Annotated in this window: 14 protein-coding genes; 11 read left to right on the top strand and 3 right to left on the bottom strand. The window is 62.8% G+C overall.

Features of this window, described 5'->3' with window-relative positions:
* Nucleotides 1–202: 202 nt before the first annotated feature.
* The 7 genes from ASD03_RS09645 to ASD03_RS09615 all read left to right on the top strand — a co-directional run bounded on the left by ASD03_RS09645 (nucleotide 203) and on the right by ASD03_RS09615 (nucleotide 7,826).
* Nucleotides 203–1,801 (top strand): ABC transporter substrate-binding protein, encoded by a 1,599-nt coding sequence (locus ASD03_RS09645; RefSeq protein WP_057207566.1) that lies wholly within the window; start codon nucleotides 203–205, stop codon nucleotides 1,799–1,801.
* Entirely contained in the window at nucleotides 1,798–2,811 is a 1,014-nt protein-coding gene (locus ASD03_RS09640; RefSeq protein WP_025428399.1) for an ABC transporter permease, read from the top strand. The genes ASD03_RS09645 and ASD03_RS09640 overlap by 4 nt, the downstream gene beginning before the upstream one ends.
* Nucleotides 2,808–3,710 (top strand): nickel transporter permease, encoded by a 903-nt coding sequence (nikC, locus tag ASD03_RS09635; protein ID WP_025428398.1) that lies wholly within the window; start codon nucleotides 2,808–2,810, stop codon nucleotides 3,708–3,710. The genes ASD03_RS09640 and nikC overlap by 4 nt, the downstream gene beginning before the upstream one ends.
* Before the next feature lie 4 nt (nucleotides 3,711–3,714).
* Nucleotides 3,715–4,545, top strand: coding sequence for an ABC transporter ATP-binding protein (locus ASD03_RS09630; protein WP_025428397.1), 831 nt, complete (start codon nucleotides 3,715–3,717; stop codon nucleotides 4,543–4,545).
* A complete protein-coding gene (locus ASD03_RS09625; RefSeq protein ID WP_025428396.1) occupies nucleotides 4,542–5,282 on the top strand; it encodes an ABC transporter ATP-binding protein in 741 nt (246 codons plus the stop codon). Before ASD03_RS09630 ends, ASD03_RS09625 begins: the two co-directional genes overlap by 4 nt.
* Nucleotides 5,283–5,321: 39 nt before the next feature.
* On the top strand, nucleotides 5,322–6,836 hold the full coding sequence (locus tag ASD03_RS09620; protein WP_025428395.1) for a serine hydrolase domain-containing protein: 1,515 nt from the start codon (nucleotides 5,322–5,324) through the stop codon (nucleotides 6,834–6,836).
* A gap of 87 nt (nucleotides 6,837–6,923) precedes the next feature.
* Nucleotides 6,924–7,826 carry a LysR substrate-binding domain-containing protein gene (locus ASD03_RS09615; protein WP_025428394.1) on the top strand — a complete coding sequence of 301 codons (903 nt, stop codon included), beginning with the start codon at nucleotides 6,924–6,926 and terminating at the stop codon, nucleotides 7,824–7,826.
* Between the two features lie 77 nt (nucleotides 7,827–7,903).
* On the opposite strand, the gene ASD03_RS09610 is transcribed toward ASD03_RS09615, so the two are convergent.
* From ASD03_RS09610 to ASD03_RS09600, 3 genes are all read right to left on the bottom strand, one after another.
* Nucleotides 7,904–8,770, bottom strand: coding sequence for a D-amino-acid transaminase (locus ASD03_RS09610; protein ID WP_025428393.1), 867 nt, complete (start codon nucleotides 8,768–8,770; stop codon nucleotides 7,904–7,906).
* Nucleotides 8,771–8,795: 25 nt separating this feature from the next.
* The gene (locus tag ASD03_RS09605; RefSeq protein WP_025428392.1) at nucleotides 8,796–9,851 is read right to left on the bottom strand and encodes a P1 family peptidase; all 1,056 of its coding nucleotides are present in this window, start codon (nucleotides 9,849–9,851) and stop codon (nucleotides 8,796–8,798) included.
* A gap of 179 nt (nucleotides 9,852–10,030) precedes the next feature.
* Nucleotides 10,031–11,050 carry a DUF930 domain-containing protein gene (locus ASD03_RS09600; RefSeq protein ID WP_063963278.1) on the bottom strand — a complete coding sequence of 340 codons (1,020 nt, stop codon included), beginning with the start codon at nucleotides 11,048–11,050 and terminating at the stop codon, nucleotides 10,031–10,033.
* 413 nt (nucleotides 11,051–11,463) lie between these two features.
* On the opposite strand from ASD03_RS09600, the gene ASD03_RS09595 reads away from it, so the two are divergent.
* The 4 genes from ASD03_RS09595 (at nucleotide 11,464) to ASD03_RS09580 (ending at nucleotide 16,078) form a co-directional block, all read left to right on the top strand.
* Nucleotides 11,464–12,507 (top strand): amino acid ABC transporter substrate-binding protein, encoded by a 1,044-nt coding sequence (locus tag ASD03_RS09595; RefSeq protein ID WP_038577778.1) that lies wholly within the window; start codon nucleotides 11,464–11,466, stop codon nucleotides 12,505–12,507.
* A 19-nt stretch (nucleotides 12,508–12,526) separates the two neighbouring features.
* Nucleotides 12,527–13,717: an ABC transporter permease subunit gene (locus tag ASD03_RS09590; RefSeq protein ID WP_057213059.1), complete on the top strand. Its 1,191-nt coding sequence runs from the start codon at nucleotides 12,527–12,529 to the stop codon at nucleotides 13,715–13,717.
* Nucleotides 13,714–14,787 carry an amino acid ABC transporter permease gene (locus ASD03_RS09585; protein WP_057207556.1) on the top strand — a complete coding sequence of 358 codons (1,074 nt, stop codon included), beginning with the start codon at nucleotides 13,714–13,716 and terminating at the stop codon, nucleotides 14,785–14,787. The genes ASD03_RS09590 and ASD03_RS09585 overlap by 4 nt, the downstream gene beginning before the upstream one ends.
* Nucleotides 14,788–14,869: 82 nt before the next feature.
* The gene (locus ASD03_RS09580; RefSeq protein WP_057213058.1) at nucleotides 14,870–16,078 is read left to right on the top strand and encodes a TIGR03862 family flavoprotein; all 1,209 of its coding nucleotides are present in this window, start codon (nucleotides 14,870–14,872) and stop codon (nucleotides 16,076–16,078) included.
* Nucleotides 16,079–16,172 lie beyond the last annotated feature (94 nt).

Raw genomic sequence — 16,172 nt, 5'->3', positions numbered from 1 at the left:
TCTGACAGCCCTAGGGGAAAGCCGTCCATCGGCGCAAATGCAAACCATGCATAGGCCCTGCCGAAATCGGAATTGGTAGCACCAAGCCATGTTGTGCTTAATCCGGCCACTAACAAGGGAACACGGTTGGCGGTGAGGTGAACTGCGAAAACCTCACGACGGCCGTTCGCATGACGTTAAGTCCGAGAAGGGGATATTTCCGATGATTTCCAGACGCAACCTGTTGATCGGCGGCGCTGCCGTGCCGTTTCTGTCCTATGTCAGCCTGGTTCCGGCCTTCGCCGAAACGCCGAAGGACATTCTGGTTGTCGCTCAGCAGCTCGACAACATGACCAGCCTCGATCCGCATGAGAGCTTCGAGGCAGTCGGCAGCGAAATCTGCGGCAATATCTACCAGAAGCTCGTTCATCCCAACCTTGATGATGCCAACAAGGTCGACCCGATCCTGGCTGAATCCTGGGAAACCGATGCCGACAGCAAGGTCTTCACCTTCAAGCTTCGCGCAGGCGCAACCTTTGCCAGCGGCGCGCCGGTTACGTCAGAAGATGCGGCCTTCTCGCTGCAGCGCGCCATCAAGATGAACAAAGGCCCGGCCTTCATCATCGCCCAGTTCGGCTTCACGCCGGAGAATGTCGAAGAGCGCATCGTCGCCGTCGATGCTTCGACCCTACGCCTGACGCTCGAGGAGCCGGCATCGCTCTCCTTCCTGCTCTACTGCCTCTCGGCCAATGTCGGCAGCATCGTCGAGAAGAAGGCCGCGCTCGAAAACGAAGTCGACGGCGACCTCGGCAACGCCTGGCTGCAGAAGAACACCGCCGGTTCGGGCGAGTTCGCGCTGCAGTCCTGGAAGCCGAGCGAGAGCGTCGCGCTGACGGTCAATCCGAACGGCCCCTACAAGGGCAATATCAAGCGCATCATCCTACGCCACGTTGCCGACCCGTCGTCGCAGCTGCTGATGCTGCAGAAGGGCGACGCCGACATCGCCCGCAACCTCAGCTCCGAACAGCTGCGCACCCTGCAGGGCGACGAGAACTACACGCTGGTTCGCAAGGGCGTCGCCTCGCTCGTGCTGATCTCGCTCAACCAGAAGCAGGCAAACCTCGCAAAGCCTGAGGTCTGGCAGGCGATCAAGCACGCACTTGACTACAAGGGCATGCAGGAAAACATCGTGCCCCTCACCCACAAGATCCACCAGAGCTTCCTGCCCGAGGGCTATCCGGGCGTCGTCAACGATACGCCGTTTACGAAGGATGTGGCCAGGGCCAAGGCGCTGATGGCCGAGGCGGGCCTCGAAGGCGGTTTCGACATCGTGATGGATCATTATTCGGCACAGCCCTATCCGGATCTGGCGCAGGCGATCCAGGCAAACCTTGCCGAAATCGGCATCCGCGTGCAGCTCCAGGCGGCCGAGAACCGCCAGGTGCTGACCAAGATGCGCGCCCGTGAGCACCAGATGGCGCTCTCGGCCTGGGGATCGGACTACTTCGACCCGCACGCCAATGCCGACGTCTTCAACATCAACCCCGACAATTCGGATGATGCCAAGTCGCGCCCCTTCCTGTGGCGCTCATCCTGGCAGGACGCCGAGATGGCAAAGAAGGCCGAGGCCGCCCGCGACGAGCAGGATCCGGCAAAGCGCATCGCGCTCTACGAGGAGCTGCAGCGCGCCCATATGGAGCACAGCCCCTTCATCTTCATGCTGCAGACGACGACCACGGCCGCCTGCCGCAAGTCTGTTGCCGGCATCCGGCTCGGCACGCTGTCGGACTCCCATTCCTATGCAGAGGCGTCCAAGGCTTGAACAAGCGTATCCGAAGCTTTTCCGCCACGTTGAGCAGCGTCTTCCTGACGCTGCTCGGCCTGACGATCGTCACCTTCATGATCGGCCGCGTCATGCCCGTCGACCCGGTGATTGCCGCGGTCGGCGACAACGCCTCCGAGGCGGTGATCACCCGCGCGCGCATCGAAATGGGGCTCGACCAGCCGCTGATCGTGCAGTTCTTCCGTTATCTCTGGCAATTGCTGCACGGTGATCTCGGCATGTCGATCCTGACACGCAACCCGGTTGCGACCGATATCGCCCGGTTCTTCCCGGCTACGCTGGAGCTGGCGACGGCGGCGCTGCTGCTGTCGGCGGCAATCGGCATTCCGCTCGGCGTCTGGGCGGCCGTCCGGCAGGGCAAGTTCGTCGATCAGGCGATCCGCGTCGTCTGCCTCGCCGGTCATTCCGTTCCGGTGTTCATGCTGTCGCTGATCTCGCTGTTGATCTTCTACGCGACGCTTGGCGTGGCACCGGGACCCGGCCGCCAGGACGTGATCTTCGACGGCATGATCGATCCGGTCACCGGCCTGTTGACGATCGATACACTGATCGCCGGCGACTGGGATGCTTTCCGTGACGCCGTGGCGCACATGGCGCAGCCGGTCTGCATTCTCGCCTATTTCAGCATGGCCTACATCACCCGCATGACCCGAGCCTTCATGGTCGATGCGCTGAAGGGCGAGTTCGTCATCACCGCGCGCGCCAAGGGTCTCTCCGCATCGACCGTCATCTGGAGCCACGCCTTCCCGACGGTAGCCGTGCAACTGGTGACAGTCTTGGCGCTGACCTATGCCGGACTTCTCGAAGGCGCCGTCGTTACCGAAACCGTGTTCAGCTGGCCGGGCCTCGGCCAATACCTGACGGTGTCGCTGATGAACGCCGACATGAACCCCGTGGTCGGAGCGACCCTTTTGATCGGCCTCATCTATGTCGGCCTCAACCTCATCGCCGACCTTCTCTATCGTGTACTGGATCCCCGCGTCCGATGATGCTTACGACCTTTCGAAACTGGGCGCTGGATGAAACGCCCGCCTCCCGCACCCAGGCCTCCTGGGGTCATCGCTATCGAATCTGGCTGAAGCTCAGGTCCAACCCGCTGGCGATGATCGGGCTGACGATCATCCTCGTCTTTTCGCTGCTTGCCGTGTTTGCGCCGGTACTGGCGCCGCACGATCCGGCGATCCAGAACCTGGCCAACCGGCTTGCCGCCCCAAGTGCTGCCCATTGGCTCGGCACCGACGAACTCGGCCGCGACATCTTCTCGCGCATCCTCTTCGGCGGTCGCGTGACGCTCGGCATGGTGGTTTCCGTGGTCGTTCTGGTGGCGCCGATCGGGCTCGCTGTCGGCTGCATTGCCGGTTATTTCGGCGGCATCGTCGATACGGTGCTGATGCGGGTCACCGACGTGTTTCTCGCCTTCCCGAGGCTCATTCTCGCGCTTGCCTTCGTCGCGGCGCTGAAGCCGGGCGTCGAAAGCGCCATCCTCGCCATCGCGCTCACAGCCTGGCCGCCCTATGCGCGTCTCGCCCGCGCCGAAACCATGACCGTGCGCCGCAGCGATTTCATCGCCGCCTGCCGGCTGACCGGTGCATCGCCATGGCGCATCATCATGCGCCATGCAGCGCCGCTCTGCGTGCCGAGCCTGATCGTGCGCATCACGCTCGACATGAGCTCGATCATCATCACCGCTGCAAGCCTCGGCTTCCTCGGCATGGGCGCGCAGCCGCCGTCACCGGAGTGGGGCGCGATGATTGCCACCGCCAAGCGATTCATCTTCGACCAGTGGTGGGTCGCCACCGTTCCCGGCATCGCGATCTTCCTCGTGTCGCTCGCCTTCAACTTTCTCGGCGACGGATTGCGCGACGTGCTCGATCCGAAGGGGGACTGAGACCATGCTGGTTGATATCAAGAACCTCCGCATCGCCTTCGAGAACCGCTCCTCGCGCTTCGAGGCGGTGCGCGGCATCTCGCTTTCACTCGGCGCAGAGAAACTCGGCATCGTCGGCGAGAGCGGCTCGGGCAAGAGCCTGACGGCACGGGCGCTGATGAAGCTGCTGCCCTCCAATGCCGCCATATCAGCCGACCGGCTCTCCTTCGACGGCATCGATTTGCTCTCTGCCTCGGAAAAGCAGATGCGCCAGATCCGTGGCAAGCGGGCGGGCTTCATCCTGCAGGATCCGAAATATTCGCTCAACCCGGTGATGAACATCGGCCGACAGGTGGCGGAAGCCTGGCGTGCCCACAAGGGCGGCAGCAAGAGGCAAGCGCTCGAGGCGGCGATCCATCTCCTCGACCAGGTTAAAATCCGCAATCCGCGCGAAGTCGCCGCCGCCTACCCGCACGAAGTCTCGGGCGGCATGGGCCAGCGGGTGATGATCGCGATGATGCTGGCACCCGATCCGGAGCTGCTGATTGCCGACGAACCGACGAGCGCGCTCGATGCGACCGTGCAGGCAGAAATCCTGCGGCTGATCGAGGAGCTGGTGTCGGAGCGCAACATGGGCCTCATTCTCATCAGCCACGACCTGCCGCTCGTGTCGCATTTCTGCGACCGCGTCGCGGTGATGTATTCCGGCCGCGTGATGGAAGAGCTGAAGGCGTCCGAGCTGCTGAACGCCCGCCACCCCTATACCAAGGGGCTTCTCAACTGCATGCCTTCCCTCACGCATCCCAGGGACCGGTTGCCTGTTCTCAACCGCGATGCATCGTGGCTCACCGCATGATCGACGTTGAAAATCTCCGCATAAGATTCGGCGACCGCGAAGTCGTCAAAGGTGTCTCGTTTTCGGTGAAGAAGGGCGACAGCTTCGGCATCGTCGGCGAAAGTGGCTCGGGCAAATCCACGATCCTCAGGGCGATGGCCGGGCTCAATGAAAGCTGGGCCGGTCGCATCGCCTTTGGCGGTGAAGCGGCGGCACTGAAGCGCCCACCCGCCTTCTTCCGCCGGGTGCAGATGGTGTTCCAGGATCCTTATGGCTCGCTGCATCCACGCCAGACAATCGATCGCATTCTCAGCGAATTGCCGCTCGTGCACGGCATGGACAATATCGACAAGCGGATCGTTCAGGCGCTGTCCGACGTGGCGCTGCCGCAGGCGGCCCGCTTCCGGTTTCCGCACCAGCTGTCCGGCGGCCAGCGTCAGCGGGTGGCGATCGCCCGGGCGCTGATTGCCGATCCGCAGGTGTTGCTGCTCGACGAGCCGACGAGTGCGCTCGACGTTTCGGTGCAGGCTGAGATCCTCAACCTATTGTCCGATCTTCGCGAAGCGCGAAATCTCACCTACATTCTCGTCAGCCACAACCTGGCGGTGATCGCCCACCTCTGCGGTCAGGTCGGCGTCATGCTGAACGGCGAAATGGTGGAGCAACTGAGCGCGCAGGACCTTCGAGCGGGCAAGACACACCATGCCCATACGACGGAGTTGCGTATGCTGAGCGTCGGGCTGGAAGAACCGGCCTGACTTCGCCCCTTGGTGACAACTAGGACAATGGAAGAAAACATGCCGGCACATTTCGATTGGCACGCCGCATCCGCCACAGCCGAAGGATTCGCCAAGCAGTGGGCGGAGAACGAACCGGGCGGCGCCATCGTCGGTTTCGACGATAGCGGCATCCGCTTTTCGCATGCGCGCGGCGTCGAAAGCCTGGCAACGTTTGCGCCATTCTCGGCCGAAAGCGTCGTTCGCTATGCCTCGGTCACCAAGCATTTCTTCTGTGCCATGGTGCTTGGCCATGACGACATCATCAAGCTCGACGACCGGCTTGGGCACCATCTGCCCGAACTCGTCTCGCCGCTTGCCGACGTGACGGTCGGCCAGGCGCTGGATATGAGCGGCGGCCTGCCGGATACGCGCGAATGCCTGTCCCTGCTCGGCCTCTCCGTCTACACGGACACACAGGCCGCACCGCTTCTGGCGTTTCTGGCGCGTCTGCGGCGGCTGAATTTCGATGCCGGCAGCGAGGTCTCCTACTCCAACACCGGTTATCGCCTCGTCGAGGCCGCGCTGGAGCGCAAGGGCTTTGCCTTCGACGACTTCATCCAGAACGACGTTGCCGGACCGCTCGGCGTCACCTTCAAGGCGCCCGACGTCTGGAACGATCCGGTCGCGAGCCTGGTGCCTGGTTATTGGCACTCTGGCGAGCGCTGGCAGCTTTCCGCCGCCGGCCTGCATATCTCCGCTTCCGGCAGCCTGACAGGAAGCGCCAATGCGCTCACTGCCTGGTTGCAGGCATTGATGGGCGGGCACGGTCGTTACGAAGGTTTGCTGGAAAGGTTGCAGACGACCCGTTTCCTGGCGGACGGACGGCCGAGCGGCTACAGCCTTGGCCTGCGCTCGTCGACGCTCGGTGAACGTAGCTTCGTCGGCCACGGCGGCTCACACCCCGGCTACAAGACTTACTTCCTGCTCGACCCCGAAAGCCGCTCGGGCTTCGTCGTCGTCTCCAACCGTGAGGACACCAACGGCAACAAGATCGCGCTCGAAAGCATGGCGGCGCTGACCGGCTTGCCGCTGCCAACACCGGCAGCCGGCATTCCCGACGGCCTCTATATCACCGAACAAGGTCCCTGGTGGCTGGAGATCAAGGGCAGCGTCTGCACCTATCTCGATGCCGACGACACGCTTTACGACGACGGCGACGGGTGGGTTTCCTCGCGCTCGGCCTCGTCGCCGATGCGGCTGCGGCTGGAGGGATCGGCGCTTGTCGGCGAGGCGGGCCATGCGGCGCGGCGGTTCCTGCCCGTCGCCGGCCAGCACGTTGTGCCGGCGTCTCTCTCCGGAGCGTGGCAGTCCCCTGAAGGGGCAGAGTTCGAGATCCGCGACGGGGCGGTGGTTATGGGTGTTGGCCCGGTGCGCAACGTCATGCCGCTGACGGCGCTCGGCAACGGTCGCTTCCTGTTCACGCTGCATGACGGCCCCTGGACGAAGCGTGTCTGCCTGCATGCCCTCGACGATAACCGGGTGGAACTGGTGCTCAACCGCGCGCGGATGATGGAATACCGCCGTCGGCCCTGATTTTTCTTGAAGCCTGTCGAACTGTGCCTAAAAGGGGTCAGGTTCCCGCTGCAAGGCGGGAAATGACGTTCTTCAGGAGTGCATGCGTTGGAAATCAAGTGGCTCGAAGACTTTCTGGCACTGGCGAGCACGCTCAATTTCTCGAAGGCGGCCGACGAACGGCACGTCACCCAATCCGCCTTCAGCCGCCGGATCAAGCAGCTCGAAGCCTGGGTCGGCGCGAGCCTTGTCGACCGCGCCACCTACCCCTCTCGGTTGACCGAGGCGGGCCTGAAATTCGTTCCGGTGGCGCAGGAGACCCTTCAGCACCTCTATCAATCCAGGCGCAACCTGCAGAAGGAAGAGGGCTCGGACGCCAAGACGATCAAGGTGACCGCGCTCCACACGCTCTCCTTCACCTTCTTTCCCGACTGGATGAACCGCATCAACAGGAAGGCCGGCCCGGTCTTCTCGCGGCTTCGCCCTGACTCCGGCAGCATGGAGGAGAACCTCAACTCACTGGTCGATGGCTCGTGCGACTTCCTCCTGACCTATGCCCACACCCAGGTGCCGCTGCTCCTGGACCCGCAGGCGTTCGAACACCGCTTGCTCGGCCATGAAAAGATCATCCCGGTTTCGGCGCCTATCGAAACCGGAGCGGCCGCGCACCTGCTGGAGGGCGGTGCAAAGCCCTTCCCTCATATCAGCTACGAGAAGTCGTCATTCTTCGGGCAATTGCTGGGAGAGCTGGTCGGCGCCGACCTGCCGCCCTTTCAGCGCGTGCATGAGGGCAGCATGTCCGTCGGCCTGAAAGCGATGGCGCAGGCCGGCTGGGGCATTGCCTGGGTGCCGGAAAGCCTGATGACCGCAGAGCTTTCGTCCGGCACGCTGGTGCGCGCCGCCGATCCCCGTTGGGATATCAGCGTCGAAATCCGGCTCTATCGCGCCAAGGACAACCGGCGCCCCGTCGTCGGCCGTATCTGGCAGTCGCAAGAAGCGGCTGCCCTTTGAGGAAGGTATGAAGCGGTTCCGGTCAGGATTCGCTTCGCACTCCTGTCCCATCGACTGCCCCTCCCGCTAATCGGCCGCTAGATCGCCGTACGGCGGGCATTTTCCAGATAGAGTTCACGCAGCCGCTTGACCATCGGTCCGGGCACGCCGTCGCCGACAGGCTTTCCGTCGATGCGCGTCACGGAGACGACGAAGTTCGACGCGCTCGTCAGGCATGCCTCGCGGGCGCCCAGCGCCTCATCGAGCGAAAACGGCCGCTCCTCGATCGTAAGCCCCTGCTCGCGCGCCAGTTCCAGCGCGGCAAGGCGCGTGCAGCCGGGCAACGTCGCACTGCTGTTGCCGCGGGTAACGATCCTGCCGTCGTCGGTAACGATATAGGCGGTGGAGGACGCACCTTCGGTCACCAACCCGTCCTCGATCATCCAGGCTTCGTCGCAGCCTTCGGCCTTGGCGATGCGCTTCGCCATCACCTGCGGCAAGAGACATACGCTCTTGATATCGCGTCGCGCCCAGCGCTGGTCGGCGACCGATTTGACGGAAACACCGTTGTCTACCGCTGCGACGTGCTCGAGCGTCTTGACCTGGGTGAAGAGCAGCAGCGTCGGCTTGATCTCTCCTGAAAACAGGAAGTTGCGATCCTCGGCGCCGCGCGTGAGTTGCAGATAGACCACGCCCTCGACGAGGTTGTTCTCGCGCACCAACCGGCGCTCGATCTCGACGATCTCGGAAACGGGGACCGGAAGCGGCACGTCGATCTCGCGGGCGGAGCGTTCGAGCCGCGCCATATGCAGCGCGCTGTCGATAAGCTTGCCTTCGAGCACGGCGGTCACTTCATAGATCCCGTCGCCGAACAGGAAACCGCGGTCGAAGACCGAAAGATGCGCCGCGTGCTCGGAAACGAACTCGCCGTTCAGATAAACGATACGGCCGGTCGGGTTGGACATGGTAACTCCGTCTGAGGGAAGAGAATTAGGCTTTGAGGGCTGCGAGGCGGACGAGCGAAATCGCCTCAACCGAACTCACCTTGCCGGTGGCCGCATTGAAACCGCTTGTGGATTGCGCCGTGACCAGCGAATTGAGGATCGCCTCTTCTGTCGCCTCGATCGTCGCTTCGAACAGCGGCGAGATCAGGTCGTTCGGCAGGTCGGGGTAGCTGGAGATCGCTGTGCGCCGCTCGCGCGTCCGGCGGACAGCTTCCGCGGTGGAGAATGCCAGCGCATAGTCGCCGGATCCATTGCTGAGGGCGGCACCGGTGCGGGAGAGGCCGCCAAAGGCGCGCTCGGCCAGCCGTTCGAGGCTGCGCGCCGACAACGGCGCGTCGGTGGCGACGACGATGACGATTGAGCCGTCGCGATCATGTCCCGACGGCGCATCATAGGGATGCCCGCAAATCAGCAGCCGGCCGCCATAATTGGACTGCACCAGCACGCCGACTGTGAAGGTTTCGCCTGCCGCCTTGACGCGGCGCGAACTGGTGCCGATCCCGCCCTTGAGACCGAAGGCCACCGTGCCGGTGCCGGCGCCGATGGCGCCCTCTTCGACCGGACCGGGCGCCGCCGCGGCAATTGCCTTGCCGATCTCATCGATCGTCGGGCGGCCGGCGCGGATATCGTTCAGTCTGGAGTCATTGGTCTCTCCGACGACGGCGTTGAGCGACACAACCTTTTCGTTGCCCGGCTGGGCCAGCGTAAAACGGTTGATCGCCTCGATCGCCCGCCCGGTTGCGAGCGTATTGGTCAGAACAACTGGCGTTTCGAGCTCGCCCAACTCGGCGATCTGGGTCGAACCTACGAATTTGCCGAAGCCGTTCAGGACCGCCAGCGCCGCCGGCACCTTGTCCTGAAACAGATTGCCCTGGTGGGGAAGGATAGCAGTCGCGCCCGTGCGGATCCTGTCGCCCTCGACCACAGTCGCGTGGCCAACGGCTACACCGGCAACGTCGGTAATCGCGTTCAACGAGCCGGTTTCATATACGCCTGGGCGGAATCCGAGGTCGCGAAGCCTTTGGCGCGTGTTTGCCGACATGTAGCCTTTTCCCCATTTTGCCAAGTGGCGATCCGCCGCAAACGACCGTCGCCCTATTTGGCTGGAAGCTACTCTGCCCTGCGACAAAACGGCATCGCAAAAATGGAATAGTTCTATGAGAAGTCCGCAAGACGACCGGACGTCTCGCGTTGCAGAGCACGGGCGGCTCGAAGATCGGCTCAGTTGGGCGGCAGACGGCGGCTCTTCCAAGCCGTTTTCGGAACGATGTTGCCGATGGCGAAGCTGAAAGATGTGACCTCGACCGTCTCGAGATCGACCTTGCATTTGAAGTCGACGTCGTACCAATTGCCCTTGCTGCGATAGGCGCCGCCGCTTGCGTCGATCTGCTCCTTGCCGATGAACCCGCCAGATGGCCCGAAGGGCACGAGTATATCAGGAAAGTCCTCCGGCCGCTGATGGCGGATCTGCTCCAGGGCTTCGATGTTGCAGAGTTGGAGGATACGCTTCTTGACCGGAAGTTGGCCCATCGCCTGCTTAACGCGCGGATCGGCGATCGACTTCGCCGAAAAAAGCTCCTCGGCCTTGACAAACCGGTCGGACGGCAACTTCGCCGTCGCTTCGGCCTCGCCTTCCGTCTCGTCACTTTTCTCCTTGTCGTCGGCAGGTTTGCGCACCGGCACCGAATCGGCTTTGGACACCGCCTTCTCGGCATCCGCCTCGGCAGCCGGCTTCTTCTCAGCAGCACTATTATCGCCGTTGGCAGGGGTCGACAGGACGGCAAGCTGCTGCGGTGTCGGCTTTTCCGTCTCCGGTTGCTTCTGCGCCTGCGCCTCCTCTTTCTCCACCTTCTTCGTGGCGGCGTCGGCCGCCTCTGCCTTCTTCGGCTGGTTCACCACATCCTTCTTCTCGGCCTTCGCAGTGGGCGGAAGCTGAGCAGCTTTAGCCTCCTGCTTGATCTTGGCCGCAGCCGACTCGAAGGCCTGTGGCTGCTGACGAGAGGGAGCCGGTTGTGGCTTCGGCTGTTCCTTCTTCGGCTGAGCCTCCTGCTTGGGCTTCTCTTGCTGCTTGGGCTGCGGTGGAGAGACGAGTTCGACGTTGATGCTCTGCTCGCCCTGCGGTTTGGGCGTTTCCTTCGGCAGTTGGATCAGCAGCAGAGCGATGACAAGCAGGTGCAGAGCCACCGAGGTCGGCGTGCCCCATCTGATCTTCTCCCACCATTTTTCTGAAAACAGCTGCATCGCTTACGAGATAATGGACCACATGGGCGGAAGCTAGGTGCTTCGGCACATCTCAACAAGTGGCCGCAATAAAGCACACACAAACCGGAGACTTGACCGGTCGTAGCCTGGCCCGGTCAAGATGCGCACAGCGGTGAACGAAAAATCATCCGTCACCCGAAGAAAATGCGCGGGGCCATCATGAGCTGAGCACACAGCCAGTCAGTGCGAATGTCTTTGCGAGGTTAAGGCCCAGCAACTATCGAAATCATTTCACCGACACTGAAAGGCGAGAAATTTCTTCCCGAAATGGCAGATATTCCGCATAATCATCTCTATTCTATATTTTCTATAGATTTAAAACATAAAGGCAGTCGCGGCCCGGGATTTGTCGGGCGGCGCGACGGACGAACACCATGGCCAGGAGCCTCTTCATGCAGCGAAATTCTATCGGCAGCAGATTTTTCACAAAGGCATTTACAGCCACGGCGGCCCTGACGGCAGCCCTGATCGCCTCCTCCGCCCTTGCGGGCGAGACCCTCGACAAGATCAAGGCACGCGGGCTCATCAAGGTGGGCGTCGGCACCACGCCCGGCTTCTTCACGCCGGATAGCAGCGGCCGCTGGCAGGGTTTCTTCGTCGATTTCGGTCGCGCGCTCGCAGTCACCGTCTTCAACGACACCGAGAAAGTCGAGTTCACCAACTCCTCGCCGCAGCAGCGCCTCCCCGCCCTGCAATCGGGCGAATTCGACATCCTGCTCTCCGGCGTGACCCAGACAGTGACCAGAGCGTTCAAGCTCGGCTTCCATTTCGGCCCGGTGGTCTTCTATGACGGCCAGGGCCTGCTGGTGCGCAAGGATCTTGGTGTCGGCAAGGGCGAGGAGCTCGACGGAGCGACGATCGGGGTCCAGAGCGGCACGACCGGCGAACTCAACATCGCCGATTTCTTCCGCAAGACCGGCAAGACCTTTACGCCTGTGACGATCGAAGAGACCGGCGAATTCCTGAAGGCACTCGATTCCGGTCGCGTCGATGCGCTGACCCAGGATGCGACCGACCTTGCCGCCAAGCGCACGCAGCTTTCCAAGCCGGACGACTATGTCCTTCTGCCAGAGCGCCTGTCGAAGGAACCACTCGCACCGGCCATTCGCGCCGGCGACGACCAGTGGCTGGAGATCGTCAACTGGACCGTCTACGCCACGATCCAGGCGGAAGAGTTCGGCATCACCCAGAAGAATGTCGACAGTTTCCTTACGAGCGAAGATCCGGGCATCAAGCGCTTCCTCGGCGTTGATCCGTCGCTCGGCGAAGCCATCGGGCTTGACCCGAAGTTCGCCTATAACATCGTCAAGGCGGTCGGAAACTACGGCGAGATCTTCGACCGCAACGTCGGCAAGGGCACGCCGCTCAATTTCGATCGCGGCTACAACCAGCCCTGGACCGCCGGCGGCCTACTCTATTCGCCGCCGTTCCGTTGAGCCTTTGCCGGTATCTGCGATGACATCCACTCTTCAACCGGGCCCGCTAGGGCCCGGACTTCCCTCGCGGTTGCGCACCTGGCTCGGCCCCTCGCCCTTTCAACAGATCGTCCTGTTTATCGGCGTGCTGGGGATCTTTGCGCTCTTCGGCTCCAACACCGTCGACAGCATGCAACGCATGGGCCTCACTCCGGGTTTCGGCTTTCTCTTCCATCAGGCGAATTTCGAAATCGGCGAAACCGTGCTTCCCTATTCGGCGGGAGACACCTACGCCCGCGCGCTTGCGGCGGGCCTAGCCAACACCGTCAAGGTCGCCGTCGTCGGCTGTGTGCTCGCCACGTTTCTTGGCGTTGCCCTTGGCATCGCCCGGCTGTCGGGTAACCTGTTGCTGGCAACCTTCGTTCATGCCTATGTCGAACTGCTGCGCAACACGCCGCTGCTGCTGCAGCTCTTCCTCTGGAGCGCGATCATCCATGCGCTACCGCCGCCGCGCGGCGCCTATCTCTTCCTGGAAAGCGTCTATCTCAGCAATCGCGGTGTCTATGTCCCGTCCATTTCGCTACACGGCCTCTCCTGGGCGATCTGGCTGCCGGCCATCCTGTTGACGGCTTACGCGTCGCTGTCGCTCGCCCGGCGCCTGCTGACAGGTGCGACCTTCTATATGCGGAAGGCAACCATGACCGTGTTCGGTTCGCTGGTCGTCTGCACGCTCGCGCTCACCTCTTTCGGCCTCGCTGCCACCATCGATCTGCCAGCCAAGGGCGGCTTCAATATCAAGGGCGGCCTGTCGCTGACGCCGGAATTCTTCGCGCTCTTGATCGGCTTGGTCGTCAACGCGTCCGCCTCGATCTCCGAAATCGTGCGGAGCGGCATCCAGTCGGTAAAATCGGGCCAATGGGAAGCGGCGCGTGCGCTGGGCCTGAAGCCGGCGCAGATCATGCGTCTCGTCGTCTTGCCGCAGGCGTTGCGTGTCATCACGCCGTTGATGATCTCAAGCTTTCTCGACCTCACCAAGAATTCCAGCCTCGCGGTGGCGATCGGCTATCCCGATATCGTCAGCGTCGCCAACACCACCGCCAACACCACCGGCCAGGCGCTGGAAGCGATCTGCATCATCGCCGCCGTCTATCTCACCCTGAGCCTCTCGGTGTCGGCACTGATGAACTTCTACAACAGCCGCATCGTCCTTCGCGGGGAGACACGGCGATGAGCCATATCGAACTGCCACCACCTGTTGCGCCGGACTGGCATCGCTGGCGAAGCGGCCTCTTCGGCGGTTGGGGTAACAGCCTCATCACGCTCGCTACCCTCGGCGTCTTTGTCTGGTTTCTCCAACCTTTCCTCCGTTGGGCAATTTTCGATGCGGTATGGACGGGAACCGCGACAGATTGTGCGGTTGACGGGGTCGGCGCCTGCTGGGCTTTCATCGGCGCCAAGCTGCGTTTCATCCTCTTCGCGTTCTTTCCGCCCGTGCTGCAATGGCGCCCTGCCCTTGTGGTTATAACCGTGCTCGCCCTGCTGGTGTTATCCGCCCTGCCGCGGTTCTGGAGTTTCCGGCTTGTGCCGCTCTGGATCGCCGCACTCGTCTTGAGCTGGCTTTTGATGGCGGGAACGTTGACGCCACCAGTGGTGTCGACCAACAATTGGGGCGGGCTGCCGATCACGCTGGTCGTCTCGATCGCTGGCCTCGCCTTCGCATTCCCGATCGCGCTCCTGCTGGCTCTTGCCCGACAATCGAGCATGGGGATCGTCCGGACGCTAGCGATCACCTTTATCGAGACGCTGCGCGGCGTGCCGATGATCGCAGTGCTCTATGTCGCCATGCTGATCGTTCCGCTCGCCCTGCCGAGCGGGGCCGCCATCGACAAGTTGTTGCGCGCACAGATCGGCGTAACGCTGTTCTTCTCGGCCTATCTCGCCGAAGTCATCCGTGCCGGCCTACAGGTGGTGCCGTGGGGCCAGCGGGAGGCAGCACTTTCCCTTGGTCTGGGCTATGTCCAGACGATCCGCCTCGTCGTCCTTCCCCAGGCGCTGCGCGCCGTCATCCCGGCGATCGTCAATCTTTCGATCGGCATCGTGCTCAACACGTCGCTTTTGGCGGTGATCGGCATCTACGACCTCCTGAATGCGGCAAGGACCTCGGCCACGGATCCGACCTGGCTCGGCTTCTATACCGAAGCCTATGTCTTCGCCGCCGCGGTCTATTTCATCATCTGCTTTGCCGGCTCGCGCTACAGCATCTGGCTCGAGAAACGTCTGAACGCCGCGAGCAGGCATTGAAGCGCGCCCTTCGCCCCGCCTTGCGCGAGGCGCCGTGACGGGCCAAGAGTCCCCGTAACGGAATCGGACGCCGGACGGGCACATGAAACGAAGCGAAATCGCGATCATCGGCGGCGGGCCGAGCGGGCTGATGGCGGCAGAGATCCTGTCTATGCAGAACCATTCGGTGACGGTCTACGACAGCATGCCGACCGTTGCGCGCAAGTTTCTGCTTGCCGGCAAGTCCGGCCTCAATATCACCCATTCCGAGGATTTCGAGCGCTTTGCCGATCGCTTCGGCGCCGCGTCGCAACAGTTGCGCCCGGCACTCGACGCTTTCACGCCCGCGGACGTGCGCGTTTGGGCGGAAGGTCTCGGGACCGAAACCTTCGTCGGCTCGTCCGGCCGGGTATTTCCGAAGGCGATGAAGGCCTCACCGCTGCTGCGCGCCTGGATCAAGAGGCTTGAGGCGCAGGGCGTGCGGATCCTGACGCGGCACCGATGGACTGGCTTTGCCGGTCAGACACTGACCTTCGACACGCCGGATGGGCATAAGACCGTCCACAGCGATGCCACGCTTCTCGCACTCGGCGGGGCAAGCTACCCGCGCCTCGGGTCGGACGCCGGATGGGCGACGGCTCTGAAAGACGCCGGCGTCGATGTCACCGACTTCCGCCCAGCCAATTGTGGCTTCGATGTCGACTGGAGCGATGCGTTCCGTGAGCGCTTTGCCGGCGAAGCGCTGAAATCGGTGACGGCGACTTCAGAGGCAGGCACGATCCCCGGCGAATCCGTCATCACCCGTCACGGTATTGAGGGCAGCCTCGTCTATGCCCATGCGGCGCATTTGCGCGACCGTCTGGAGATGCAGCGCTCTGCGGCATTGTCAATCGATCTTGCTCCGGGACGAACGGTCGAACGCCTGGCCAAGGACTTGGCGCGCCAAGACGGCAAGATGAGCTTCTCCAATCGCCTGCGCAAAGGTGCGGGCCTGGAGGGCGTCAAATCGGCCTTGCTGCGCGAAATTGTTCCCGAGGCCACACGCACCGATCCGAACGCGCTTGCCGAACGCATCAAGTCGCTGCCGATTGCCGTCCTTCGTCCCCGTCCCATTGCCGAGGCGATTTCATCGGCGGGCGGCGTGCGTTGGAGCGCCATGGATGACGCCTACATGCTCACCGCGCTGCCGGGGATTTTCGTTGCCGGCGAGATGATCGATTGGGAAGCGCCGACCGGCGGGTATCTGCTGACCGCCTGTTTCGCCACGGGTCGTGCTGCGGCACACGGCATCGACGCATGGCTGCGACGGTAGGCAAGCGTCGCCCCCCGCAAAGCGGTATCACTGACGACGCGGGATAACAGATAAAGAAACGCAAGACGCCGGCACACTCAGGTACCGGCGTCCT

Origin of the sequence: Ensifer sp. Root127 (genome assembly GCF_001425225.1) — a bacterium.
GTDB classification, from domain to species: Bacteria; Pseudomonadota; Alphaproteobacteria; order Rhizobiales; family Rhizobiaceae; genus Ensifer; species Ensifer canadensis.
The sequence above is the reverse complement of the archived record's forward strand: the minus strand, read 5'-3'. Positions and strand labels throughout refer to the sequence as shown.